Annotated in this window: 26 protein-coding genes; 17 read left to right on the forward strand and 9 right to left on the reverse strand. The window is 56.7% G+C overall.

What is annotated here, in order from left to right:
* Positions 1 to 18 precede the first annotated feature (18 nt).
* The gene (locus tag MHX53_RS00165; protein WP_239270816.1) at positions 19 to 726 is read right to left on the reverse strand and encodes a TetR family transcriptional regulator; all 708 of its coding nucleotides are present in this window, start codon (positions 724 to 726) and stop codon (positions 19 to 21) included.
* A gap of 191 nt (positions 727 to 917) precedes the next feature.
* On the opposite strand from MHX53_RS00165, the gene MHX53_RS00170 reads away from it, so the two are divergent.
* The gene (locus tag MHX53_RS00170; RefSeq protein WP_239270817.1) at positions 918 to 1,679 is read left to right on the forward strand and encodes an SDR family NAD(P)-dependent oxidoreductase; all 762 of its coding nucleotides are present in this window, start codon (positions 918 to 920) and stop codon (positions 1,677 to 1,679) included.
* A gap of 116 nt (positions 1,680 to 1,795) precedes the next feature.
* Here the strand turns inward: MHX53_RS00170 and MHX53_RS00175 are convergent, their stop codons facing one another.
* Entirely contained in the window at positions 1,796 to 2,401 is a 606-nt protein-coding gene (locus tag MHX53_RS00175; RefSeq protein ID WP_239270818.1) for a hypothetical protein, read from the reverse strand.
* Between the two features lie 148 nt (positions 2,402 to 2,549).
* Between MHX53_RS00175 and MHX53_RS00180 the strand changes: the two genes are divergently transcribed.
* The 8 genes from MHX53_RS00180 (at position 2,550) to MHX53_RS00215 (ending at position 10,067) form a co-directional block, all read left to right on the forward strand.
* Complete coding sequence (locus tag MHX53_RS00180) at positions 2,550 to 3,791, forward strand: sensor histidine kinase (protein ID WP_204515088.1); 1,242 nt, start codon at positions 2,550 to 2,552, stop codon at positions 3,789 to 3,791.
* A complete protein-coding gene (locus MHX53_RS00185) occupies positions 3,782 to 4,426 on the forward strand; it encodes a response regulator transcription factor (protein WP_005883494.1) in 645 nt (214 codons plus the stop codon). Before MHX53_RS00180 ends, MHX53_RS00185 begins: the two co-directional genes overlap by 10 nt.
* Position 4,427: 1 nt before the next feature.
* Positions 4,428 to 5,432 (forward strand): DUF4097 family beta strand repeat-containing protein, encoded by a 1,005-nt coding sequence (locus MHX53_RS00190; RefSeq protein ID WP_239270819.1) that lies wholly within the window; start codon positions 4,428 to 4,430, stop codon positions 5,430 to 5,432.
* Positions 5,416 to 6,264, forward strand: coding sequence for a DUF402 domain-containing protein (locus MHX53_RS00195; protein WP_239270820.1), 849 nt, complete (start codon positions 5,416 to 5,418; stop codon positions 6,262 to 6,264). The genes MHX53_RS00190 and MHX53_RS00195 overlap by 17 nt, the downstream gene beginning before the upstream one ends.
* The gene (locus MHX53_RS00200; RefSeq protein ID WP_239270821.1) at positions 6,251 to 7,480 is read left to right on the forward strand and encodes an alpha-hydroxy acid oxidase; all 1,230 of its coding nucleotides are present in this window, start codon (positions 6,251 to 6,253) and stop codon (positions 7,478 to 7,480) included. Before MHX53_RS00195 ends, MHX53_RS00200 begins: the two co-directional genes overlap by 14 nt.
* A gap of 21 nt (positions 7,481 to 7,501) precedes the next feature.
* Positions 7,502 to 8,350: an enoyl-CoA hydratase-related protein gene (locus MHX53_RS00205; RefSeq protein WP_239270822.1), complete on the forward strand. Its 849-nt coding sequence runs from the start codon at positions 7,502 to 7,504 to the stop codon at positions 8,348 to 8,350.
* A gap of 131 nt (positions 8,351 to 8,481) precedes the next feature.
* Positions 8,482 to 8,703, forward strand: coding sequence for a hypothetical protein (locus MHX53_RS00210; protein ID WP_239270823.1), 222 nt, complete (start codon positions 8,482 to 8,484; stop codon positions 8,701 to 8,703).
* 476 nt (positions 8,704 to 9,179) lie between these two features.
* Complete coding sequence (locus tag MHX53_RS00215) at positions 9,180 to 10,067, forward strand: ATP-grasp fold amidoligase family protein (RefSeq protein ID WP_239270824.1); 888 nt, start codon at positions 9,180 to 9,182, stop codon at positions 10,065 to 10,067.
* Between the two features lie 79 nt (positions 10,068 to 10,146).
* Here the strand turns inward: MHX53_RS00215 and MHX53_RS00220 are convergent, their stop codons facing one another.
* Positions 10,147 to 10,353: a hypothetical protein gene (locus MHX53_RS00220; RefSeq protein WP_239270825.1), complete on the reverse strand. Its 207-nt coding sequence runs from the start codon at positions 10,351 to 10,353 to the stop codon at positions 10,147 to 10,149.
* A 33-nt stretch (positions 10,354 to 10,386) separates the two neighbouring features.
* Between MHX53_RS00220 and MHX53_RS00225 the strand changes: the two genes are divergently transcribed.
* On the forward strand, positions 10,387 to 10,683 hold the full coding sequence (locus MHX53_RS00225; RefSeq protein WP_275433410.1) for a helix-turn-helix domain-containing protein: 297 nt from the start codon (positions 10,387 to 10,389) through the stop codon (positions 10,681 to 10,683).
* A 277-nt stretch (positions 10,684 to 10,960) separates the two neighbouring features.
* Here the strand turns inward: MHX53_RS00225 and MHX53_RS00230 are convergent, their stop codons facing one another.
* Positions 10,961 to 11,908 carry a formate dehydrogenase accessory sulfurtransferase FdhD gene (locus tag MHX53_RS00230; protein WP_239270826.1) on the reverse strand — a complete coding sequence of 316 codons (948 nt, stop codon included), beginning with the start codon at positions 11,906 to 11,908 and terminating at the stop codon, positions 10,961 to 10,963.
* A 33-nt stretch (positions 11,909 to 11,941) separates the two neighbouring features.
* On the opposite strand from MHX53_RS00230, the gene MHX53_RS00235 reads away from it, so the two are divergent.
* Positions 11,942 to 13,291 (forward strand): molybdopterin molybdotransferase MoeA, encoded by a 1,350-nt coding sequence (locus MHX53_RS00235; protein ID WP_239270827.1) that lies wholly within the window; start codon positions 11,942 to 11,944, stop codon positions 13,289 to 13,291.
* A 17-nt stretch (positions 13,292 to 13,308) separates the two neighbouring features.
* On the opposite strand, the gene MHX53_RS00240 is transcribed toward MHX53_RS00235, so the two are convergent.
* Positions 13,309 to 13,968 carry an NUDIX hydrolase gene (locus tag MHX53_RS00240; protein ID WP_239270828.1) on the reverse strand — a complete coding sequence of 220 codons (660 nt, stop codon included), beginning with the start codon at positions 13,966 to 13,968 and terminating at the stop codon, positions 13,309 to 13,311.
* A gap of 316 nt (positions 13,969 to 14,284) precedes the next feature.
* Between MHX53_RS00240 and MHX53_RS00245 the strand changes: the two genes are divergently transcribed.
* The 5 genes from MHX53_RS00245 (at position 14,285) to cls (ending at position 20,075) form a co-directional block, all read left to right on the forward strand.
* Positions 14,285 to 16,150, forward strand: a complete 1,866-nt coding sequence (locus tag MHX53_RS00245) for a glycosyltransferase (protein WP_239270829.1) — start codon at positions 14,285 to 14,287, stop codon at positions 16,148 to 16,150.
* Positions 16,147 to 17,109, forward strand: a complete 963-nt coding sequence (locus MHX53_RS00250; RefSeq protein WP_239270830.1) for a glycosyltransferase family 4 protein — start codon at positions 16,147 to 16,149, stop codon at positions 17,107 to 17,109. Before MHX53_RS00245 ends, MHX53_RS00250 begins: the two co-directional genes overlap by 4 nt.
* Positions 17,110 to 17,176: 67 nt before the next feature.
* Complete coding sequence (locus tag MHX53_RS00255) at positions 17,177 to 18,013, forward strand: ATP-grasp fold amidoligase family protein (RefSeq protein ID WP_239270831.1); 837 nt, start codon at positions 17,177 to 17,179, stop codon at positions 18,011 to 18,013.
* Positions 18,014 to 18,058: 45 nt separating this feature from the next.
* Complete coding sequence (locus tag MHX53_RS00260; RefSeq protein ID WP_239270832.1) at positions 18,059 to 18,523, forward strand: MaoC family dehydratase; 465 nt, start codon at positions 18,059 to 18,061, stop codon at positions 18,521 to 18,523.
* Positions 18,524 to 18,584: 61 nt separating this feature from the next.
* On the forward strand, positions 18,585 to 20,075 hold the full coding sequence (gene cls, locus MHX53_RS00265; protein ID WP_275433411.1) for a cardiolipin synthase: 1,491 nt from the start codon (positions 18,585 to 18,587) through the stop codon (positions 20,073 to 20,075).
* A gap of 49 nt (positions 20,076 to 20,124) precedes the next feature.
* Here cls and MHX53_RS00270 read toward each other — a convergent pair whose 3' ends face one another.
* From MHX53_RS00270 to MHX53_RS00285, 4 genes are all read right to left on the reverse strand, one after another.
* Positions 20,125 to 20,505 carry a hypothetical protein gene (locus MHX53_RS00270; RefSeq protein ID WP_239270834.1) on the reverse strand — a complete coding sequence of 127 codons (381 nt, stop codon included), beginning with the start codon at positions 20,503 to 20,505 and terminating at the stop codon, positions 20,125 to 20,127.
* Positions 20,506 to 20,643: 138 nt separating this feature from the next.
* Complete coding sequence (locus MHX53_RS00275) at positions 20,644 to 21,594, reverse strand: electron transfer flavoprotein subunit alpha/FixB family protein (RefSeq protein WP_239270835.1); 951 nt, start codon at positions 21,592 to 21,594, stop codon at positions 20,644 to 20,646.
* A gap of 35 nt (positions 21,595 to 21,629) precedes the next feature.
* Positions 21,630 to 22,424, reverse strand: coding sequence for an electron transfer flavoprotein subunit beta/FixA family protein (locus MHX53_RS00280; protein ID WP_239270836.1), 795 nt, complete (start codon positions 22,422 to 22,424; stop codon positions 21,630 to 21,632).
* Positions 22,425 to 22,554: 130 nt separating this feature from the next.
* Positions 22,555 to 23,790 (reverse strand): acetyl-CoA C-acetyltransferase, encoded by a 1,236-nt coding sequence (locus MHX53_RS00285; protein ID WP_239270837.1) that lies wholly within the window; start codon positions 23,788 to 23,790, stop codon positions 22,555 to 22,557.
* 113 nt (positions 23,791 to 23,903) lie between these two features.
* Here MHX53_RS00285 and MHX53_RS00290 point away from each other — a divergent pair, with 113 nt between their 5' ends.
* Positions 23,904 to 24,962: an LCP family protein gene (locus tag MHX53_RS00290; protein WP_239270838.1), complete on the forward strand. Its 1,059-nt coding sequence runs from the start codon at positions 23,904 to 23,906 to the stop codon at positions 24,960 to 24,962.
* Positions 24,963 to 24,996 lie beyond the last annotated feature (34 nt).

The raw sequence follows: 24,996 nt of genomic DNA on the forward strand, positions 1-24,996 counted from the left end.
CTCATTCTTTCAAATGACTCACAAAGGAGGTAAACGGACTGCGTTTTTGGCCTCATCTTTAGCGTCGCCTGGTGCGTCAGGAGTCGGGTCGATGTGATTGGCCGAAGCGTCAACACTGCCGTCGAAGAACGGTTCGATGTTGTGTGCTTGTTCAGAACCAAGCATACGTAATGTTGCCAGCACGTACTTGTGGGCAAGAAGTTCGGGAGTGTATGTGCCACCTGGTGAGAACCACTGGGGTATCGCATTGCACATCGCGTTCACCGACCGGGTGGCGAGCGCAGGGTCGTCAACATGAAAGATTCCCTGGGAACGACCTCGGGCAATAATCTTTTCAAACACGGAACTAGATTCGCGTTGCATTTCGCGGGCTTCTGCGTAGCGGGGGCCCGACAGCCGGCCGGTTTCTAGCAGAATGACGCGGGAGTACATGACGTTGGCGCACCTGTAACTGACCAGGTGCTGGACGCCGTATGCGACTTGGGCGTTGACGTCATCGGGGGCTTGGGCGAGGATTTCAGCCGTGCGTTCGTTGTACGTGGAGTAGGCCTTTTCCACCAGCGCAAACAGTGCTTCCTTCTTGGACGAGAAGTAGTAGTACAGGGCCGAAAGGCTGAGGTCAGCGCGCTGTGCGATGTCGCGAATGGATGCTCCGTCGAATCCATTGTGTGCGAACGTCACCAGTGCGGCTTGAAGGATTTGATCCCTGCCGTTGGGCTTTGTCATGTTGGGCTCCTTTTCGTGAGCTTCTCAACAACCTAATCATGCAGAAAATGTGACGCAAGTTATGTTCTGTTAACTGAGCGTCCTAGACTGGGCCATAGCCTGGTGAAGTAACCAGGAGTTTTGGTTTTACGTGTCAAGTGGCGCGCGCCCTTTTTGTGGGTGGTGTGCTCCGAACAACCGGAGGTAAAGGTATGAAACTCGACGGTGCAGTAGCACTGGTGACCGGTGGCGCTTCAGGTCTTGGACTTGCAACGACCAAGCGCTTCTTGGAAGCCGGCGCAAAAGTGGTCATGGTCGACTTGAACGAGCAGGTCGGAACCGAAGCGGCAGCGAGCTTGGGCGACAACGCGCACTTTGTGGCTGCTGACGTGCAGAACGAAGAACAGGTTCAGGCCGCTGTTGACAAGGCCACCAGCCTGGGTGACCTGCGTGTTGTTGTGAACTGTGCAGGTGTTGCGACCCCTGGCAAGTTGGTGGGCAAGAAGGGTGCGCTTCCGCTGGACCAGCTCAAGCTGGTGATTGGTGTGAACCTGATCGGAACTATCAACGTTTCGCGTTTGGCGACTGTTGCGATGCAGCAGAACGAAGAGCTCGACGGTGACCGTGGTGTCATCATCAACACCGCTTCGGTTGCAGCGTTCGATGGTCAGATTGGTCAGATCGCGTACTCCGCGTCCAAGGGTGGTGTCCACGCTGTGACTCTGCCGATGGCTCGCGAATTGGCTGCCAGCAAGATCCGCGTGAACACTATTGCTCCTGGTATCTTCCAGACCCCGATGATGGCTGGTCTGCCTCAGGCTGCACAGGATTCCTTGGCTGCTTCGATTCCGCACCCTGCTCGCCTGGGTACGCCGGAAGAATACGCGCAGCTTGCTGACATGCTTGTCACCCACGAATACATCAACGGTGAGACCATCCGCCTGGACGGTGCAATCCGTATGGCTCCGAAATAAGATTTCGGGAGTTTCTTTTGTAGTGCCGGCGCGTGCCCATTGTTGGGTGCGCGCCGGTTTTGTTTTGCTGGTTTTGTTTTGCTGTCTGTGAGTGTTTCGCACCCGCGCCGAGGTGGTTATTTGTGGGCGTGCTGCGTTTCGTCTGCGTCGTGGCGGGTGCGGAAACTGTGGACGAGCTGGCGCCTTAACACGATTCCGCGGGCGGTGCCCATGCCGATGAGGATGAGGGTGAGGCAGATGGCGCCGAGGGCCACGCGGTAGTCGAAGTCGTGGGCAAGTGGGCTGTAAGTGAGTTCGTGAACGACCACCGAAAGGATCGATGCGGCGATCGCAGGCAGTGTCCACGAGGGTGAGAGGCGTGCAGACAGTGAAATGAGTACGACCGCCCCAGCCGGTGCTGCCAGGAGGGTGACGAACCACAGGCACAGGATGACGAGTGAGGCGACGAGTGCTTCGGGTGGGCCTACGTAGGACTTTTCGCGTTCCATGGGGTCGTGGCGAATGGCGGCGGGGAGCAGAGCGAGAGCGAGAACGCCCAGTGCGATTTCTACCCCCATGGTCACAACTCCAACCGAGTCACCTGTGGGCAGGGAACGTGGGAGGTCGCCACGTTCTACAAGAATGTGTTGGGTCACGTACATGGCAACGCCAGTGATTGCCGAAATCCAAAACAGGATGAATGTCCTGGTGCGTGATCGCAGAGGTGTGTGTGACTCATCCATAGCGTTCACTGTAACGGCCAAGGTTTCATGCAACCTTAGAAACCCCCGTCTGGAACCCAACCTCAGCCACCGCCTCGGGGGTTTTCCCTACCCCGGTTGGCGGTCAGCACCATATTCTTGAACGGTAGGCGAAACCTAGATTGGAAGCATGAAGAAAGAACTGCTCATCCCGAACCCGTGGGGCATGCTCAATGTCCTGTTTTCGGGGATCATCGCGACCGTTTGGCTGTGGATTCAACTCATCGTCATCACAACCGGCATCAGTACCGCGCTGGCCGGTGGACTGGGACTCATTGTCCTGTTCTTTTGGGTGCTGGTGCAACGCGGTATCAATGTCCTGGAGCGTCGCCGCTCTGAAGCGATCTACAACACGGAAATCCCGTTCCCGCCTCGACGCCGCGCCAACAGCACAGGCTTCCGAGGCTGGGCAGAAACCAACATTCGCGCCGCCGGCGAAGCGTACTTCTGGCGCGAAACCGCACTGCACTTCTCCAAACAAGTGCTGGGGCTCTTCACACTCATCCTCGTCGCGATGTGTGCGACGTTCGCCACTTTCCTGTTCATCGGCGCCATTAACCCAGACGCGACTCTGATCGCCTTCGACGCCCCGGCACGAGGCCCGGCCCGTGGAATGTTCGTTGTGTTCGGGTGCCTGGCGTTCATCGTGGGGTTTGTGAGTCTGTGGGTGGCCGCGATCGCCGACCGCGCTCTTGACCGCTGGCTCTTAGCGGTGCCCCAGGCGGAAACCTTGAAGCGGGAACTCACCGAGGTTGACCGCGCTCGCGTGGGCGCGGTAGATGCGGCCACCACGGAGCGCCTACGTATCGAACGCGACCTGCACGACGGCGTCCAACCCACCTTGGTGGCCCTGTCCATGAAGGTGGGCATGGCTAAGGCGAAGGTGGCTCGTGACCCGGAGGGCGCACACGCCCTGTTGGAGGAAGCGCACAGTGATTCGAAGGCCGCAATCACTCAGCTACGCGAACTGGTCCGGGGAATCCACCCGGCGGTGCTCACCGACCGTGGTTTGGATGCGGCAGTTTCGGCTTTGGCGGCCCGTTCGGCCGTGCCTGTGACGGTGAATGTCGATGTGCCGCGGGTGGCACCAAACATCGAATCGGTCGCGTACTTTGTGGTCGCCGAGGCGCTTTCCAACATGGGCAAGCACGCTCAAGCCACGGAAGGCCACGTGAGTATCACGTACATGGGTGGTCGCATGCGGATTGAGGTGCGTGACAACGGCCGAGGTGGTGCCCAGCTTTCGACCGCCGGCTCGACTACCGGGTTGGCTGGGTTGGCCCACCGTGTGACGGCGGCCAGAGGTACGTTCAATGTTCATTCTCCCGTGGGTGGTCCCACGGTTATCACAGTGGAGTTGCCATGCGAATAGTGATTGCTGAAGATTCGGTTTTGTTGCGTGAAGGTCTTGTTCGTCTGCTCACGGATGCGGGGCACGAGGTAGTCGCCACCCTGTCTGACGCTACTGATCTGCTGTCGTCGGTGACGGACCTCAACCCGGACCTGGTGATTGTGGACGTGCGGATGCCGCCCACGTTTACGGATGAGGGTATTCGGGCCGCGGTGCTGATCCGTAGCCAGAACCCGGAGGTGAGTGTGCTGGTGCTCAGCCAGTACGTGGAGGAACGGTACGCGTCTGATCTGATCGCTGAGAACACGGGCAACTTTGGGTATCTGCTCAAGGATCGTGTGGCTGATGTGGATGACTTCCTGGCCGCGGTTGAAGACGTGGCGGGTGGGGGCACGGTTTTGGATCCCGAGGTGGTTGCCCAGATCATGGTCCGCTCCCGGAAGAAGGACGGGCTGGCGGTTCTGAGTGAACGTGAACGCCAAGTGTTGCAGTTGATGGCGGAGGGGAAGTCCAACTCAGCTATTGCGAGCACGTTGTTCCTAAGTAGTGGTGCTGTTGAGAAGCACATCAGTTCGATGTTTACCAAGCTTGGACTGCTGGCCGATAGCGACGAGAACCGCCGCGTCCTTGCTGTTCTGAAGTTCCTAGGAGTCTGATATGACGATGCCAACGGATTACTCAGGAAACCCAGTCCCAGGTGGGCAGAACGCGTACCCGCAACCACCTCGGGCGGGTGGGCACTCACAACAACCCAAACCAAAGAAGTACACGAAACCTGCACCACCGCTAAGTTCAACGGGCCGAATTCTGTGGCGCGTTGCCGTGGCCGCGGTGGTGTGCCTGGCGGTTGCCGTGCCGGCGAGTTTTGGTGCGGCGGCGGCCGTGCAGCTTCTGCAGGTCGAGGTGGTGGAAAAGAACATGCCGTTCAACCCAGCGGCCGACACTCTGGAGCTGACCGGGGAGGGCGCGAATGTCAAGGTCGTGACGACCAACGGTGAAGGGTTCATCAAGTACAAGGCTGTTGGGTCTGGGGAGCCGCCAAAGGTAGAAACACAATCATCTGATTCGGCCGACCAGGTGAACGTGACACACACATCTGGCGACTGGGCAGAAGCCAGAAGCACAACGGTTACGATCGGTGTGCCGGAAGGCAAAGCACGCAACATCCAGGCTGACTGGAAATCCGGTGATGTGAGCATCGACGAAGGCACATACCAGGACGTGAAAGTGACGGGCGGACGTGGTGTGGTCCACTTCGAAGCGAAAGCAAAACACGTGGAGTTGAGCACCAGGTCGGGCATGATTTCTGCAGAAGGCGAAGCAGAGAACTTCACGGGGCGTGCTCGTGCGGGAAGCGTCACGGTGGATGACCTGAAAGTTACCGGCGACATTGCGTTAGAGGCGACAAGTGGGGCCGTGACGTATGAAATGCCTGAAGACGCTCAGCCGTCCAGCATCCGTGTGGAGGCCAAAACTGGTGTGGTGAACATCGAGGTTCAGGATCCAAAAGACGTGCCGGACGGGCGCCCGTACGCCGTGGAAGCTCAAACTCAGACTGGCGACAGAACCGTCAATGTAGACTCAAACGATTCCGACCCCAACGCGATCCCGGTCAAAGCAACGACCAAAACTGGAGCAATCACGATTGACTACACTAACTGACGGTTCTGGGCAGGAAGGTTCTGGGCAGGAGCCGAGCCAGAACAACTCTGTCCAATACGGAGCTGAGCCTAGTCAATACGGAACGGAGCCGTTTCCGTCGCCAGCCCCGGCCGACTCCGTTCCGCTCGCCCAGGCTCCGCGACTGCAACCGGGTGACGTGGTGCGGTGGCGATTCCGTCGGCACGACTACGCGGCACACGGTGTGGATGTTGTGCAGCCGGTGCGGGTGGTGCGTCATGACGAACGTGGACTGGTGGTGTGGCTGGCCGGGGGTACGCCGGTGGTGCATGCCCGGTTGGCGGGGTTTGAGAGTGTGAACCCGCACAACGTGCCTGACCATGTGCGGTTTAACCCACGCAGGGTCGATCGTGTGGCAGTGGGTGGCCAGTGGTATGGACGTGGCGTGTTACGGCTGATTCCTGCGGGGATGCCTTTTTCGGTGTGGGTATTCCGTGAGGCGTCAGGAAAAGTGAACGCGCACTACGTGAACCTAGAGGGACATCACCGGTTGGGGTCCGCGGTGGACAGGCACGCGATGGGGGAGTTATACACCTCGGACCATGTGCTTGATCTTGTGATTCGCCCTGGCCAGGTGCCACAGCTCAAAGACGAAGACGAACTGGCCGCGGCGGTGAAGTACGGCCAGTGGGACGCTGACGTCGCGGCAGCAATTAGTGCCAATGCCTCTGTGGCGTTAGATCAGTGGGAACGAGGCATGTGGGCGTTTACCGAGGACTGGTCGGGCTGGCAGGCGCCCAGAAGTTGGGAAACCCCGGGCCGGGAATGTGTGGACCCGCACGGCTCGGTAGAGTGGCATCATGGTGACCATTAGACGTGTTCCGCAGCTTAAGAACTTTTTGCCTCTCATGCAGTTTGACCTCAACCTTGGGGGTCGAAAGTCCCGGTTGGCGCGTGTGGGTGACATTGACGATTTGCGCAGGATTGCTAAGCGACGCACCCCTGCGGGGCCGTTCAACTATGTGGACGGTGGTGCGCAGGACGAATACACGTACCGCGGTAACCGCGAAGCGTTTAGGAACTTAGAGTTTGACCCGGCGATTTTGGCAGGGTCGGCCGATGTGGACCTGTCCACCACGATCGCGGGCGTGGAATCGCGCTTGCCGGTGGGGATTGCTCCGACCGGGTTTACCCGCATGATGCACACAGAAGGCGAAGTGGCCGGTGTGCGTACGGCTGACCGTTTTGGGGTGCCGTTCACCCTGTCCACCATGGGTACGCGCAGTATTGAGGATGTGGCGTCCTGTGCGCCCAACGCAACCAAGTGGTTCCAGCTGTACCTGTGGCGTGACCGTGACGCGTCCCAGGACCTGCTGGAGCGGGCGTGGAAGAACGGGTTCGAAACGCTGTTGGTCACTGTGGACACCACGGTTGCGGGACGCCGTTTGCGCGATTTGCGTCACGGGCTCACGATCCCGCCTAAGCTGTCCGCTGGCACGGTGTTGGATGCGTCGTACAGGCCGGAGTGGTGGTTCAACTTCTTGACTACGGACCCGCTGACGTATTCGTCGCTGTCGAACGAGGTGTCGGATCTGGCGAGCCTCACCTCGTCCATGTTTGACCCCACGTTGAGTTTTGAGGACTTGAAGTGGATTCGCTCAGTGTGGCCCGGCAAGTTGTTCGTGAAGGGTGTTCTGACCGAGGTGGATGCGTCGAAGTCTTTGGACGCCGGCGCCGACGGGTTGGTGGTTTCCAACCACGGTGGTCGTCAGCTCGACCGCGCGCCTATCACCTTGGAGGCGCTTCCCGTGGTCCGTGAAGCGGTGGGTGAGGACGTGCCGATCATCCTGGATTCGGGCATCATGCGAGGCCAGGACATTATTGGTGCGCTGGCCTTGGGAGCCGACTTCACGCTCATCGGACGCGCGTACCTGTACGGCCTCATGGCCGCCGGTGAGGCCGGGGTGCGCAAGGTGTTTGAGATTCTGGAAAACGAAATGACCGTCACCATGCAGCTCATGGGGGCTGGGTCGATTGCGGACCTCAACCCGGACATGGTGCGCACGTACTCGCGGAACTTAAAGTCATAGGTGACGTAAAAGCATAGGAAAGTGACACCTCGGGCTGTTGCCGGGGCAACCACAACGGAGGGAACCATGGACGCATTCGAAGCCGAATACGGGACGGTCACGCTGACGATTGAGGACCGGTTGGCGCATGTGGAGTTCAACCGGCCGGAGACGTTGAATTCGCTGACGCATGGGATGTTTGCGGATTTGGTGGATGCGGGGCGGTTCGTGGAGGCGCGCGACGACGTGGCCGCCGTGGTGCTGACCGGTAAGGGTGCGGGGTTCTGCTCGGGCCTGGACATGAGTGAGTTCAAGAAAATGGCTGGTGGGCAGGCCGAGTTGCCGGAGGCCCGCGAGGGTGTGGGCCCGGCAAAGGCGTTGGCGCAGCAGGCCGTTTTTGTGTGGCAGCAGGTGGAGGCGCCGGTGATTGCGGCGGTGCAGAAGGTGGCGTTTGGCGGTGGCTTGCAGATTGCGTTGGGCGCGGATCTGCGGGTTGCTCAGCCGGATGCCAAGCTGTCGATGATGGAGATCAACTGGGGGATCGTGCCGGACATGTGCGGTACTCAGCTTCTGCCGCGTGTGGTGGGGGCGGGGAACGCCAAGCGCATGATTTTCACTGGTGAGGTGGTCACTGGGCAGCGGGCCTACGAGATGGGGCTGGTTGAGGAACTGGCCCAGGACGCGAATGCTCGCGCCCTGGAGTTGGGGCGTGAGTTGGCGGGGAAGTCCCGGTCGGCGTTGGCGCAGGCGAAGATGCTGGTGGACTTGAGTGGGCGCGCGTCGTTGAGTGATGCGTTCGCGGCTGAGCAGCGTGCGATCCGCAGTCTTATTGGTGGCGAAGAGCAGGCCGAGGCGGTCCGCAAGCGCATGCGGGAGCTTGGCAAGGGTTAAGGCTGGGTTAGCTGTGGCTGGCTCCGGGTTGGTGGCCGTGGTCGGACGCCGGGCTAGAGGCCGTTTACTCTACAGATCAAAGTAGCTCATAACTGTAGAGAAAATTACCGTACAACTGACGCACTCGCCACATGCGAGACCAGTTCGTCCCGTTTCGCCGTTGTAGAAAAGGACTAGCGAAGCTGGAACTTGAAAAGGGTGATACTATCCGCGTTCCTTCAGAGTTCAACGCATTCAACGTTCAGTCCATGTTGCCACGTCGTTATGACCGCCGTGTCGAAGTCGCGTCGAACATGATCAATGACTCGGAGTTCACCCCAACGGTCACACTGAGCGTTTCCCGTCAGGAGTGAGACCACTTATGTGGGTCGACTGTTTCGACCAAGGGAAGGGACCGAAATACCTTGCTCGGATACTGGTCAAACTTCCTGACGAGTTTCATGCTTTTATGGTCATTGGCCTGGAGACGCTGCCCGGCCCCGTGTCCGGTTTTATGTCGCAGGCACGCGCACTCGGGGGTAGAGCTCAGGATTCACTTTCGCATGAATCCCTCTCAGTCAAAGGTTGCCTTAATGTCTTGCGGAGCTGCTCGTTGTGGCGACGCTTTCGTTTCGACAAGTCTAAAAGAATCCTTTGGGCACGCCCTAGTTGAGGCAGAGAGCTACGCACTCCTGAGCTATGCTTTCGATCTCTCAGTGTTGCCTGAAGGGGTGCCGGGGGGTACGGTGATTGTTAACCTGGGCTATGCTGAGCCCTGGTCTTTGCGCTTCGCAGGTAGGCGGAGTGGGACACCTATCGATAGAGGACAGCCATGATATGGGATGACTACATGCGGATTCGAGCAAAAGGCTTGGAGCCGTTCACGCCGTGGCATCTACACGACAAAGTCAAGTGCTATGACTTCTTAGAGGCGCTCAATATCCCAACTAGCAAGATTCTGCGTCGCTTTGCCTCCCCCCGCGACATAGACTTGTCTGGCCTCCCCGAAACCTTTGTGCTCAAACCTACCTTGGAATCATCACTTCGCGGAGTCATGGTCCTGACCAAGACCGGAGACGAAGATCTATTCACAGAATCTCTGACGAATAAGCAACTCACGTTGAGCGAGATCGTAGAGATCCAAGACTCGCTCTTTTCCAAGAATTCAAATAAAGCCAATCAACTGATAGTCGAGCAAGTAATCCAGGACTGCGATGGCCTAGAAGTTCCTCGCGACTTCAAGGCGTACGCGTTCCGAGGGGAGATTGCAGCATTTGTAGTTATTGACCGGAACCATCCGACGGCACACATTGGACGTTACGACGAATGCTTTCGCTTACTTGATAAGTCGTCATTGGTCCAAGAAAAACCCAGCCTACCCCCTCAGCTTCCTGACAGTGAGACCTTGGAGGCGTTGACTTGCTTGGCACGTAAGACTTCCTTGGTTGTGCCTGCCCCCTTCTCACGGATTGACCTGTATGCCACGCCATCCGGCCCCGTAGTCGGTGAGATCACCTTGGTTCCTGGCGGGTATTTCCCCAAGAACAATCGACTGATGCTGTCTGACGACTTCCAAGCAGCTATGGGGGCAATGTGGAGTCGAGCCCAATCAAACATGGAAGCTACTTATGATGCGGTTGCAAGACGCATCTATGGGAAGCCTTTGGTTGCATGCACCTATGAGGAAGATCGTTCAATTAGAAGAGATCTAAAGCTTCACGGGACACCTCTTATTTGAGTACTGCACCACCAACAGCGTGCCCTCCAGTGACTTGACTCTCATGAGCATTCTGTCTATTCGAGATGTTTCCAGGGTCTCAACTTTCGTCGTTCGGACACGGAACGATCGATGCCGTGATACTCACCCCGGCTTTCGGGGCGTGGATGACCACATCGGCGTTGCGTGACCAGAGCGTCAGAGCGATGTCGAGCGCCGGTAAAGCGCGCAGATCATCCGAATCGGGTTTGAACGCCTCACTCAAAACCGTGATGCGGTGACTGTCTGATTTCAGTGCATCGTTCACGCCAAAGACGCTCGAACAGGCAAGCTGGGGTTATTGACATACTCACGCAACCGCGCAGTCGTTCTAGCCATCGTCAACGGTGGTATGAGCATTAAAGACGCATCAACATACTTCGGTATCAGAACCCGATGGGTCAGGACCCTACTGCAACGCTTCCGCACCGGCGGACTCGAAGCACTCCAACCACGCTCCACACGCCCCCTCACCAACCCCAACAAAACCCCAGAACACATCCGAGAAACAATCGTGGAACTACGCCACCCCACAGGAAAAAGAAACCGGATATTATCTCACGCAGTCCATCACCAAAAGAGCGCAAACGAAGCGTAACTAACCCAGGACGCTTCATCTCATGGTGGCGAAAAACGGGCCCAGGCGGTCCGCAAGCGGATGCGGGAACTGGGCAAGGGTTAACGTTGGGATGGCTCTAGGGCTGGTGCGGGCCCGACCTGTGATCTTTTGGGCATGAAAAATCCCCCAAGTGCGCTTCCAAGGAGAGGCGTGGGGGATATAGGGCTACCACTCTACCAACTTTGGAATGAAGTTTTGATGCCCGTGTGGTGGACGGTGGCCTGTTCTAGACTGCTCCGCTTTCGCTTGGCATGGGTCAGCTTTCGAGTAGCCGCTCCGGGGTCGAATACACATTAAACGTCCCCTTACGGTTAAACCCGATCACCGTCACACCCAGACTGTTCCCCAGCTCCACAGCAGCGGAACTGGGTGCGCTCACCGCAGAAAGAACCGGCACGCCCGCCATCGCCGCCTTCTGCACTAGTTCAAACGACGCGCGCGAGGACACCTGCAGTACGCACGAACTCAGCGGGAGGAGATCCTCGCGCATCGCCCACCCCAGGACCTTGTCAACGGCATTGTGACGGCCCACGTCCTCGGCGACGGTGAGCAATGTGGGGGAAGCTGACGGCGAGGTGGCGCTCGTGCCGGTTCCGGCACCCGCGCTTGAAGAAGCGCCCGAGGTAGCCCCAGCTCCGGCGGTTGAAGAACTGCCCGCCCCGAACTCAAACAGCCCGGCCGCGTGAATCCCGCCGGTTGTGGCAAACAGGGGTTGCTGGTCGCGCATGATGTTCGGCAGCTCGCACACAGTGGCAGGGTCAAAGAATGGCTCGGGCGTGGGCAGAGGATAGCTCGACACCTTCGTCACTGCTTCCAGCGCAGCCGTGCCACAGATCCCGCACGCCGAACTGGTGTAAACATTCCTTTCCTGCCCCGCCGGAAGCCCGCCGTTGTCTGCCAGGGTGGATGACACCTCGGGCGAAAGACGCACCCTAGCCACGTTGTAATTGCGGGTGCCGTCAGGGTCCAAGCCGGTGGAGAAATCGATTTCCACCACATCGCTGGCAGTGCGGATGATCCCTTCGCCCAGAAGCAGGCCCAGCACCAGTTCGGTGTCCATGCCGGGGGTGCGCATCATGACGGTGAACTCCTGGTCGCCTAGCCGGATTTCGAGGGGTTCTTCGCCGGCGACTTTGTCGGTTTTGGTGCGGATACGGCCGTTGGGCCCAAACACGTGGACGCGGGTGCGGACGGAACGACGCATGGTGACCTTTCGGCTGGAGGATACGCTGGCCCTATGGTCGAAAACGGTACAGCACAAAGCGGGCAGGTTGGAGCCTGGGGCCCCGGGGCAACCCCCGCCCAGGCGCCGAACCCACTGGACGCCATGCGGATGGCGTACGAAAGTGGCGCTCGCCTGTCCGCCCGGCAGGTCACGCGCCCGTTGGCCGAGTGCGTTGGTGAGGTGCTTGCCCAGGACGTGCGCGTGGTGCGGGATGTGCCGCATTATGATTCCTCGGCGATGGATGGGTTCGCGGTGCGAGGCCCGGGACCGTGGGTTGTGGGGGAGCGCGCGTGGCCGGTAGCGACGGGGTCGCTAGTGCCGCCGGAGGCCACCTCGGTCGTGCGACAAGAGTGGCTGCGGGTCGAGGCTGGTGATGCCGGCGGGGCGGGCGCTGAGTGGGTTTCCTTGGCGCCAGGGGTGCCACAGCGCGACCTGGAACCCGGCCGAAACATCCGCCGTGCCGGCCGCGAAGCTCTCACTGGGGACCTGGTCGCCCGTGCCGGGGAGGTGCTCACGCCCGCTCAGGTGGCGTTCGCGGCGGTGGCGGGGCATGACGCGTTGCCGGTGCGTGCCCGGCCGCGGGTGGGGTTGTTGTTGACTGGCACCGAGGTCGTCGCCTCCGGTCTGCCTCAGCCTGGGTTCGTGCGTGATGCGTTTGGCCCGCAGTTGCCCGCGTATGTGCGCATGTTGGGTGCCGAGGTGATTGCCAGTGTGCGAATCGGCGACGGTGAGGCGGAAACCGAGGTAGCGCTGGAGACGCTGGTTGGTCAGTGTGACGTTGTGGTGTCCACGGGTGGGACCGGGCATTCGCGAGTCGATGAGGTCAGGCGCGTGGCACTGAGGCGCGTCACAGGTGAGGTTGGCTCGGTCGGAGACAACACCGAGCCCAGTCGCGTCCTGTTCCCCGAACTTCACATGCGCCCGGGCCACCCCACGTTTCTCATGGAACATTCGGGGGTGGTGCATGTGGGCCTACCGGGTAACCCGTTGGCGGCCATGGTGGCGTTGCGGCTAGTGCTCACCCACGTGATCCGAGGTGCCCTGGGCCGTGGCGTCGAACAGCCCCAGACCGTGAGTCTTGGGCACGATTTCGACCCCGGCCAGGGTCGCTCTGGCGTCGGATCCGCGTGGCGGGTGATGCCAGCGAAGCCGGTGGCCACCTCGGCGCGAGAAGGTGGGCAGCAAGGCGCGCAATCTCAGGACACCTCGGGCGCGGAAGCGAACCTGCACCGCTGGGAGCTATGCGACAAGCGGGGCTCAAACATGTTGCGCGGATTGGCGCAGGCGCGCGGATTGGTGATCATCCCGCCGGACGGCGCGGGAGCTGGGGAGGCGGTGGCGTGCTTGCCGTTGCCAGTGTGAGGCTCCCGCCCCCGTGACTACCTAGCCTTGCCCAGGTCTTTCGCGTCGGCGGTGGTGGGGCGCACGGGGTCGATGCTGCGTTGGGTAGCCGCCTCAAGGATCGCGTCGACGTTACCCAGCTCGATGATTTCGTTGAGCAGGTGCAGGGTGGGGCGCATCATGTCGAGGCGGTGGGCGTTGTAGTCGGCCAGCAGTGTGTGGGCAGGTGCCCATTCGGAGTTGGTGGCTTCCGTGGTTTGGTGTTGGGCGGCGAGATTGTGGGCGTCGGCGACGTAAAAGTACGTGTCGAAGCGGCGTTTGGGGCCCGGTGGGGTGGTCCAGTTGGCCCACGGGTGCAGGGCGGTGGGGTCTAAGGTGGCGCCGGTTTCTTCGCGGGTTTCGCGTACGGCGGCGGTGAGGAGCGCGTTGATGGTGGGTGCGTCTGTGGCCCAGGTGCGGGCCCACTTTTGGGCGTGTGAGGCCGAGGCGGTGATGGGGGAGTGGTAGTCGGCATCGTCTACGCGGCCGCCGGGGTAGACGACCATGCCGGCGGCGAAGTCGATGGTGGTCACGCGGTGCTGGACGAAGAGTTCGAGGTGTGGATTGTGGCGGACCATGAGGACGCTCACGGCTTTGCGGATGGGAACCTGCAGTGGGTCGAAGTCGCTAACCGGGGTGGCGGGTGCGTGATCAACCATGATGCTCCTCTCTGACGCACTGCCCTCACTGTACCTGGTTTGGCCACTTCGACATGAGCGGAAACATATATTGTCTCAGGGTAGCGCACAGCACTGTATGCACGAACTGCTACATTCGCGAGCTCTTTCAAATCAAATGAGGCGATCTGACGGTAAGCCCTAAGCGTTGGCTACCTATACTTCGGTTAAAGTATTAACTACGTATGTAATTTTAATCTTCATCCGGGGCAAACGGTTTTTGGTTCTAGGTGAATGATTTAAGCGTGAAGTTCATGGGTGATGGCGAACTTCAGGCTAATAGTTTGAGTAGGTTGGTATGGATAACGCAGTGGCTACTCCGTTTGAAGAACTCGATGTTAGCTTTGACGTCCTCCCTGGGGAGCGGGTCTATGTCGACATTGAGATCAAGTGCGACAATGAAACTGAGAAAGCCGCCGTTCTTGAAGTGGTCGCTCTGACTGAAGAGTCTGAACCGGTTGAGCTACCTGACGCTGGGCACTCGAGTGCTTATAAGAACTTTCGGTATGTAGCAGGTTCTTCATCTGAATATAAGAATAACCACTTTGAATTTCAGGTACCCGATAATGTGGTGTCACTCAGGCTTAAAGGTAAGCTGCACAGAAAAATTAAAAATGTGTTCTACTCTGGGCAAGTTGTCTTTAATTCCGAATCGAGTTCTGAATCTGTTTTAACAACTCCCAGTGGCAATGATGTCGCGCTTCATCCACCAGCGTACAAAATTGTACTTAATCCACCAGAGGGTGCCACTTCTGTCAACGTCGAAGTTCACGGTTTAGCTGGAGATGGAGTTGAGAGTCGCACTCCGGTTTCAGTTGAACTGCGAGACAAATCAGGAAATGTACTTTTGCCGCCTACGAATCTAGGTATTTCTCCGGCAATCGGTGGATACTTCTACGTGTCTGTGTCAGATAAAAACATTACGGAGGTCACTGAAAGAAATTTTAGTTTCGGTGCAGAAACGCATGAAATTGTGATTCGCGGCAATAAATGGAATGATAAAGGCCTACTTTTAGTAGGAGCTCCAAAGGTGGAGTGGAGGCGGTCTGCAGAGTCATTGTGGCACCTCGAAGAGTTCTTAGATTCGATAAAGGCGGATGATCCGTTGTGGATTGTGGACACGACTGCTCCGCCGGTGGGAGACGATACTCGAGCTCTTCGTCCTAACAACCTCGTGCGCGAACTGAACAAGCTTGGACACCATGTTCTCTTCTTCCCGTTTAGCTCGATCGGTGAAATGTCGGAACGGCCATTGCCCAATGTCTGTCAAGCAAACCGGGAACACTTTGATGACGCTGTTGCGATGGTGGCGCGTAGAAGGCAAGGAAAAAATACAGTGTACGTGTGCTCGTCGTTCCCGTCGCTTTCAGCTAACGGTGCAGTCGATGCAGCAACTGCACATGGATGGCAGACGCTATATATCGTGCGTGACGACATGGAAGAATTCAACCGTGTCGGCTACTCAAAGTGGTACACGTCGACTTTGGAAAGGCGCATGATCGAACGCGCAGAGCGTGTAATCACCGTGAGCCCTGCCCTCCAACAGAAAGTTCGTAGCCTGACCGTTAAACGTGACGTCGATGTCCGTGTAATTCCCAATGCAGTGCGGGAAGAAGTAGTCGAACGTGCAAAGTCACTTCGCACTAGCGAGGTATGGAAGCACAAGGACCTTGCGGTTGGCTATGTGGGACACCTAACTCCATCGTGGTTCGATTGGGAAGCCGTACTCCACCTCGCTCGCGCACTTCCCGAGGCGCGTTTTGAGATCATTGGACATGGTGCCCCGGCACTGGGGCAAGTTCCAAGTAACGTGTCGATTCTTGGTCCGAAAACTCATGAGGAGATTGAATCGTACGCACGATCGTGGAGAGTGGGTCTTATTCCATTCATCCAGAGTCCTCTGTCTGTAGGCGTTGATCCCAACAAGCTTTTCGAGTACCTGGCGTGGGGGCTCCGTACTGTGTCGTCGCCAATGGGATCAGTAGACTCATCTCCGTCTACGTGGGTGTACCGGAATCCTCAAGAACTGGTGAGTGCTGTTAATGAAGCGTTGCACCAGCCGATGACCCATGAAGAACTCAGCAGAATCGACCAATTTGCAACCGAAAACACGTGGAATGCGCGTGCGCAACTCTACGTTGAGATGATGGGATTTTCCTCATGAGTAACAATCTGATTGTGTACAAGAACTGCTCGCGTGGTGGTGTTTCTTCGGTCATTCGTGGTCGTGCGCGAGCAAATCCGGAAGCCCATTATGACGCTATTTTCGAATTGAACAAGGGGGGTGTTGCGACTTTTGAGGAGTTCGCAAACCTCAGCTGCAGAGTAGTTGGTTCACGACTCGCTGAGTACATTAACCACGTTCTGGCAAACCGCGACTATGATCGTGTTTCGGTCCTATCAAACCCGCAACTTGCTAACACGCTAGAGGTTCCAGACAACACGGAGCTGGTCTATGAGATCCACTCTGGGGCGTTTTCGGTCGTCAAGAAAGAGCTTGACGTTCTCGACCAATCTCGCGTAGACGTGTTCAGGGTTCCATCCCATTACAGCGCGTTTCACGTGTTGCCAATGATCAAGCCTCGATTTCGGCGGAGGCTTGAAGTGGTCCCCAACCGCGTAGACACCTACTTCTTCAACGATGCGTTGGACGCGCCTTACAACACGTTCAGCGATGAGATTACGCCACTTATCTGGGTCGGTCGCTTTGACCGCGGTAAGGGATCGAAGTACCTATTGCGGTTACTTGCACAACTTCCAGAACGATTCCATGCGTTTGTGGTGATCAGCTTGGAAACTCAGCCCGGTCCTGCGTCGGAGTTTTTTGCAGAAGCAGCAAGCCTACGCGTCGAACATCGAGTTCACTTGCGAATGAATCTGTCTGCCGCGGAGCTGGCAAGTTTCTATCGCGGGGCGGCTCGAAGTGGAGGTAGTTTTATTTCCACAAGCCTGGTTGAATCGTTTGGGTATGCGCTCGTTGAAGCGCCCAGTTGCGGTCTAGATGTGGTCGCGTTTGACTTGCCGGTAATCCACGAACACAGTGACTTTCACACACGCATGACAACGGTTCAACCCGGAAATGTGGAAGCAATGGCAGAAGTGCTCACGGGTCGCGAAGCATAGACTGTTCGTTGAACTCCTAGCCACTTGTTCAGAAACCTCGGGGTCCGAGTTGAATTATCACTTGCTAATGAAGCGTCGGCTTTCGAAACTTGAAAAGGGCGTCCCAATTTTCCTTGGCGAGAAGCACGAGGTTAAAAAGTTCGCTCGGTTTGTCGGTGTTCGTGTACCACAGCAGTATTTCTACGGACGGTTGTCTGATCTAGATTTTGACCAGTTACCAAATGAATTCGTGTTAAAACCCGATTTCGCAAGTACCTCCCAAGGCGTCCGACTTTTGGAAAAACGCGGAAACGCGCTCTACGATCTCCAGAAAAATGAAGAATTCAACAGGGAAAGCGTCCTCGAAGAAGAGCGTGGCATTGCGCTCAAATATTTTGAAAATACATCACAGGGAAACTTTCATGCTGAGGAACTGTTGCGAGACCATGACGGCTCAGCTCCGATTCCAGATGTTAAGTGCTACTGCTTCAGCGGTGTAATTGGAATGATCGTCATTGAGCGACATATCACGCCAACTACACGCGAACTCATGTATTTCGACGGCAACTTTCTCCCATATGCTGATACAAGTGAGCGGTATTCGGTTGCTGAGGCGGCAAAGCATCTCGATACAATCGTTGAAGCGACAGTGCCGAAAAACTGGGAAGCTTTGAAGTTTACTGCGGAACGAGTTTCAAGTGCTGTTCCTTCGCCATTTGTTCGTGTTGATCTGTATGACGTCCCTAATGGAGTCTATTTAGGTGAGCTAACTTTCGAACCAGGCCCCTATTACTACAAAAATAGGCTCTTGATGTCGCATGCAGAATCTGCACGACTTGGTCGTTTGTGGTTGGAAGCTGAAGAGCGTCTAGTCAAGCAAGGGGTTATTCCAGTGCAAGATGACATGGACGATGTGGCTGAGTGATGGTAAAAATATTCACAGGCTTGCAATAGTTTCGAAGGAGAAGCAATGTCAGAACCCCGCGTCATTAATGGTGTTGAAGAGCTCGAGTCTTTGGTCGGTCAGCAAGTAGGGACTGGAGACTGGTTTGAAATTACTCAGGACCGTGTTTCTCAGTTCGCAGATGCGACCGATGACCACCAGTGGATTCACATCGATGAAGAGCGGGCCAAGGAAGGGCCGTTTGGTTCCACGATTGCGCACGGTTATCTGACACTGAGCCTCATTGCTGGTTTGAGCCCAAAGATCTTCACCATCACCGGAATGAAGATGATGATTAACTACGGACTTAACAAGGTGCGTTTCCCGCAGCCAGTTCCGGTGGGTTCCCGCGTGCGTGATGTCGTGGAGCTTGCCGAGGTGAATCGCAAGTCATCCGGTGTGCAGGTGGTTATGAACCACACTGTCGAAATTGAGGGTGCTGACAAGCCAGCCTGCATCGCACAGACCGTAACACTCATGGTTGAGGCGTAGCCCGACATTCTTTTCTGCGCACGTGCGGGGACTAGCGTTCTTGCGCGTGCGCTAAATTGGGATGGTGGACTTGTGGGCAACTCAACTGTTTGAACTCGACTGGCCAGCATGGCTGGTTACCCTACTGATCATCCCCGACATCCTGATTCGGCTCATTGCGCTGGGGTGGGTTCCGTACAGGCGCAAACCAGCCGTAGGGCTGGGGTGGCTGTTAGCCATTTTCTTCATCCCGTATGTGGGAATCATTGCGTTCCTGATTTTTGGTAGTTCAAAGTTGCCGGCAAAGCGCCGAAAAGACCAGCAAACAATCAATGACCTGATCAAAGAGCAAACAGACGACCAAGCCATCTTGGGCAAGTCCGAGCACCTCACGGAACCACTGCGCACCTCGGCGCAATTAAATTACTCCCTGGGTGCGCTCCCCATGACGCACGGGAACTCTTTTAGCTTGTTGCCTGATAACCACAAAGCTATCCGCTTGATGGCCAAAGAGGTGGAGCGCGCTAAGAAGTTCGTACACGTGGAGTTTTATATTGCGGCCTATGACTCGACTACTGCCCCGTTCTTTGATTCGTTGAAGGAAGCTGCGGAGCGGGGGGTGCAGGTGCGTGTGCTGGTGGACCACATTGGATGCGTGGGATACCCGGGGTACAAAGAGCTGGTGAAGCTCATGGATAACTCACCTATTGACTGGCGTCGCAGCTTACCCGTGCGACCGTGGCGGTTAGAGTATCAGCGTCCCGATTTGCGGAATCACCGCAAGATCGTGGTGATCGACGGTGAAGTTGGATTTACGGGATCGCTCAACGCGATTGACAAGACGTACAACAAACGAGCGAATGTGCGAAAGGGCTTTGAGTGGAAAGACCTGGCCATCAGGTGTACGGGGCCTGTGGTCAACGAGTTGGATGCAGTGTTCGCGACTGACTGGTATTCGGAGACCGGCGACATCATTTCTGACGAGTTGCAGCTGACCATGGATCCACCTCACGAGGGCGGGATTATGGCTCAAGCGGTGCCGTCAGGGCCGGGTTTTCCGTTGGAAAACAACCTCAGGTTGTTTAACCACTTGGTGTATAACGCGAACAAGCGCATTGTGATCGTGACTCCGTACTTTGTGCCTAATGAGTCGCTGAAGCAGGCTTTGACTACGGAGGCGCACTCTGGGGTTGATGTTCGGATCTATGTGTCTGAGCAGGGAAACCACGCAATATTGCAGTACGCGCAAGAGTCGTTTTACGAGGAGCTAATGGAGAACGGGGTAAAGATTTTCCTTTACCCTAAGCCCACGATTCTGCACTCGAAGTTCATTCTGGTCGATGACGATGTCACGGTGATTGGGTCATCGAACATGGACGAGCGGTCGTTTGCTATGAACATGGAGATTAGCCTGCTCATCGTGGATGATGAGGTTACGTCGTCTCTGTATGACTTGGAAGAAGAAGCATACGTGCCGGTGGTGAAAGAGCTCAACATTGAGCAGTGGCGCAAACGCTCGCTGAAGCAGAAGTATCTAGAAAACGTGTGCCGTTTAACGTCGTCACTACTGTAAATGCAGAAGGGGCGGGTGGTCAAAAACCACCCGCCCCTTCACGAAGCACTTACTTCGTAGGTGCTGGACCTTCTTCGTCCATAGGAGTAGCTGGGTCTGACACGACGTCGTCAGGAACTTCGGACTTAGGGTCGTTTTCGACCTTCGCCTTCACGTCGCTGGTAGCTTCTTTAGCTTTAGCAACACCAGCGTCGGTTGCTTCCTTCACCTTGTCTACAACAACAGGCGCCTTGTCTTTGACAGCCTGTGCAACAGCAGGAGCCTTTTCTTCGATCTGCTCGCGAGCAGTTTCAATGCCGTCCTGGACCTTAGGGTCATTCCACAGGTTGGTTGCTTGGCGCTTGAGGTTTTCATAGCTCTGGCGTCCGGCACGCGAACCCAGTACAAATCCGATACCAATTCCGGCAAGAAGGACGAGTCGTTTCTTCATGTGAAGCTCCTAAAACTTTTGCTTGGGCGACCAGTTTCATTATGTCAGGTGACGCATGCTCGTGAACGGTTTACGACAAATTCGCACAAAAAAGTGGTGTGGCCACCAGCCGGTGACCACACCACTTTTGATCAAGCATTACTTACGCGCGTTAATCGCTTCAGTTGCCTGTGGCAGTACGTTGAACAAGTCGCCAACCACGCCGTAGTCTGCGAGCTCAAAAATAGGAGCTTCTGCATCCTTGTTGACTGCAACAATGTTCTTCGAGGTCTGCATACCAGCGCGGTGCTGGATTGCCCCGGAGATGCCAGCAGCAACGTACAGCTGAGGCGAAACGACCTTACCGGTCTGACCGACCTGGTTCGCGTGTGGATACCAGCCAGCGTCCACCGCTGCACGTGAGGCACCAACGGCAGCGCCGAGCGAGTCTGCCAGAGCTTCGACTGGGTCAAAGTCTCCACCGGTACCGCGTCCACCGGAAACAACAATCGGAGCTTCCGTGAGGTTGGGGCGACCCGAGGTGGGCTTTTCCTCAACCGAGACAATACGCGCGGTCTTTGCTACATCACTAGCAGCGAAGTTCACAGCTTCAACTGCTGCCTGCGCACCAGCTTCAACCGGTGACACTGAGTTTGGTTTCACGGCAACAATCGGGGTGCCCTTGGTGACCTTACCGGTGACCGTGTACGCACCAGCGAACACCGACTGGGTAGCAGTGAAGTCAGCTTCCACCTCAACAGCGTCAGTGATGACACCGGAGCCGGACTTAATTGCGGCACGACCAGCGATTTCCTTGCCTTCGGCGGTCGAGGACACCAGAACACCAGCTGGCTGACGCTCGGAAATGAGCTGCGCGAGCAGTTCAGCCTTAGGAGCAACCAGATAGTCGTTCAGAGCTGGGTCGTTAGCGACAAGAACCTTGGTTGCACCGTACTGGCCCAGCGACGCTACAGCGTTCTGCGCCTGGTCGTCAGACCCTACGAACACTGCTACTGGTTCGCCGGCCTGCTGAGCAACGGCGAGGAGTTCAAATGTGGACTTTTGTACGTTGCCGTCCACGTGGTCTACAAGAACGAGAACTTCAGACATGTTTCGATTCCCTTTGTGTTAGTTGGACGGATTGATTAGACGAGCTTCTTGGAAGCGAGCCACTCAACGAGCTGGTTTCCACCTTCACCTTCATCGGTGACGATTTCACCGGCGGTGCGTGGAGGACGTTCGGCGACGTTGACCACCTGGGTGGTCGCACCGTCAAACCCAACTTCAGCTTCATCGAGCTCAAGGTCTTCAAGGTCGTAGTAGTCAATGGGCTTCTTCTTAGCCGCCATGATGCCCTTGAACGATGGGTAGCGAGGTTCGTTGATCTGGTCAGTCACGCTCACAACTGCAGGCAGGTTCACTTCGATGAACTGGCTGGAAGTGTCACCATCGCGGCGGACGCGAACGGTGCTACCTTCAACAGTCACTTCCGAAGCCTGAGTTGCCGCAGGGCGTCCCAGCAGTTCAGCAACCATGGCTGGCATGACGCTCATGCCACCGTCGGTGGAGGCAAGGCCCGTGAGGATGAGGTCAACCTGTTCCTCTTCTTCCTCTTCGTATGCCTTGATCGCAGCGGCGAGAACCTTTGCGGTTCCCACTGCACATGTACCTTCGAGGTCTTCGTCGTCGACGTGAACACCGGCGTCGGCACCCATCTGGAGTGCCTTGCGAACAGCGTCTTCTGCATCTTCGGGTCCAACTGTCAGCGCGATAACTTCAGCATCGCCTACAGCTTCCTTAATTTTCAGGGCTTCTTCTACCGCGTATTCGTCAAGCTCGGAAAGAATTCCGTCGCTTTCGCGGTCTACCGTGTTGTCGTCGTCGAAAGTCCGGTCGCCAGCTGCGTCCGGAACGTACTTAACAAAAGTGACAATCCGCATATCAGCAGTCATCCTTCCTGGCCCAGTGGCCGTGTGGTCGTATCCTCACTGTAACAACAGTTCAGTTAGTCAGTGCTAACTGAACGTTTTACTGGGTGAACTGACAGTTTCCGGGCGGAAAGAAAGCGTCTTACACGATGCGTTCGAAGATAGCTGCAAGCCCCTGGCCACCACCGACGCACATAGTTTCCAAGCCATAGCGAGCTTCCCTTCGATGCATTTCGTACGCCAAGGTGGTGAGGATGCGCGCCCCGGTCGCTCCGATCGGATGGCCTAAGGAAATGCCAGAACCGTTGACGTTGAGGCGGTCAAACGCCGAGGTCGTTTCTGAGAACGCGGGATAGCCCCACTCGCGAGTAACAGCCAAAACTTGAGCTGCGAACGCTTCGTTGAGTTCGATGAGATCCATGTCTGGCAGTGCAAGGTTTGCGCGGTTGAGCGCATACTCGGTTGCCGGAATTGGACCAAGCCCCATGGTTTCTGGTGCCACTCCACTCACACCCCAACTCACCAGACGCATAAGAGGTGTGAGCCCGTTGCGTTCAGCTTCTCGCATGGTTGTCACAATGCACATGGCGGCGCCGTCATTCTGGCCGGAAGCATTGCCCGCCGTCACGGTGGACTCCGGATCGGTGCTCTTTAAAATAGGGGAGAGTTTCGCAAGCTTTTCTAGCGTGGAATCGGGGCGAATATGTTCGTCAGTGTGTATCTGATGTTCAGCGACCTTGCGGGTGCCAGGTACTGTAACGGGCGCGATCTCTTCCATGAAATGCCCAGCCTTTTGCGCCCGCGTCGCGCGCCTGTGCGACTCAACCGCTAGTTGATCTTGTTCCTCGCGAGAAATCGCGTATTCGCGACGAAGATTCTCAGCAGTTTCGATCATTCCACCTGGAATGACATGATTCTTGCCACCTGCCGTGACCCGGCCAAGTTGAAGGGAATCTTTCATGTCGACGGTTCCGTTGACCGAACCCCACCTGATGCCGTCCACAAAGAATCCGGCACCAGACATCGACTCAACTCCACCCGCAACCACCAGCGAAGCACCTCCCGTTGCGATTTGCCCGGCAGCGTCCAGGATTGCTTGCAGGCCAGAAGCGCACCGTCGATCGACCTGTCTTCCGGCTACGCGAATCGGCAAGCCAGCGTCGAGTGCGACAACGCGTCCAATAGCTGGAGCTTCCATGGTGGGATAACCGTGCCCAAGAATCACATCGTCGATGCGTTCAGGGTCCAAGGCGCTTTTTGCCAACAGTGCTTCGAGCAACTGGGTTGCTAGCTGAGGTGCCGTGAGCGAAGCAAACTGGCCACCGAACCCGCCCACTGGCGTGCGTAGAGGAGAGCAAATAACAACGTCGTTAATCATAAGGACAGTCTAATTTCATGGGAGATTCCTCGAACGCGGCCTCGCATTCTGGAATGACCGTATGAACCTCGTACAATATTCGTTAGGTCTTTTTACGACAGTGCGGAGCTTCAGTGTCACACTCAGATATTTTCGATGACAGTCCCGAGACCAGCGAGGAGTCTCAGCTGCGACGACCTCGGGCAAAAAAGAAGAAAATGACCGCTGGGAAGTGGGTCATTTCTGGTCTAGTTGTTTTGGTTCTCCTTGGGATTGCGGCTATTGGCGGGTACTTTCTGTACGTCAAATCACTGTGGGACAAGGGGTCACAGAAGATTGAGGCAAGCAAGATTTTCGGTGACAACCCGCCACCAGACGCCAGCAAAGATGGAAAAGGCACAAACATCTTGTTGCTGGGATCCGACGCAAGGAAAAAAGACGTTGACTACACGAGCGCTCGTGGATTCCGGTCAGACACGATCTTGATCGCGCACATCCCAGCTGATAACTCAGGTATTTACGTGATGTCGGTTCCACGTGACTCGTGGGTGGACGTCGAAGGTCATGGAAAGGCAAAGATTAACGCCGCGATGTCGTACGGTGGATTGCCATTGGCTACTAAGACTTTCAGCGAGTTCATTGGTGCGCCTATCCACCACGTCGCAATTATCGACTTTGAAGGTTTCCAAGGACTGAGCACTGCGCTCGGTGGCGTTGACGTGAAGTCTGAAGAAGCGTTTTCGTCGAACGGGTCGAACTTTGAAGCTGGTGTAAACAACGTCGAGGGCAAGCGCGCACTGGACTTTGTGCGTGCGCGTAAGAACTTCGCGGACGGTGACTACACGCGTATGCGTCACCAGCAGGAATTCCTGAAGGGTGTTATGCGTAAAACTTTGTCAGGGAACACGCTTTCAGACCCCGGGAAGATCTCCAACATCGTCAAGGAGTTTTCGCCGTACGTGACGGTCGACGACGGTCTTTCGTCCGACAAGATGGTGAAGATGGGGCTTGGAATGCGTGGGCTTAGGGCCAGCGATATGCACTTCTTTACGGCACCTAATAAGGGGCCGGGCCGTGCTGGTAAAGCTTCGATCATTGTGGTTGATGAGAAGGAACAGAAACGGATGCAAGAGGCGTACGCCAACGGCGAAGTCGCACAGTTTGCTGAAACCGCTAAGAACGGTGCTTGGTAGTTAAACAAAAATGCCGGGGCTAGTTCATGTTGAA

The sequence above is a fragment of the Brevibacterium sp. ACRRH genome, assembly GCF_022346365.1.
Lineage (GTDB): Bacteria > Actinomycetota > Actinomycetes > Actinomycetales > Brevibacteriaceae > Brevibacterium > Brevibacterium paucivorans.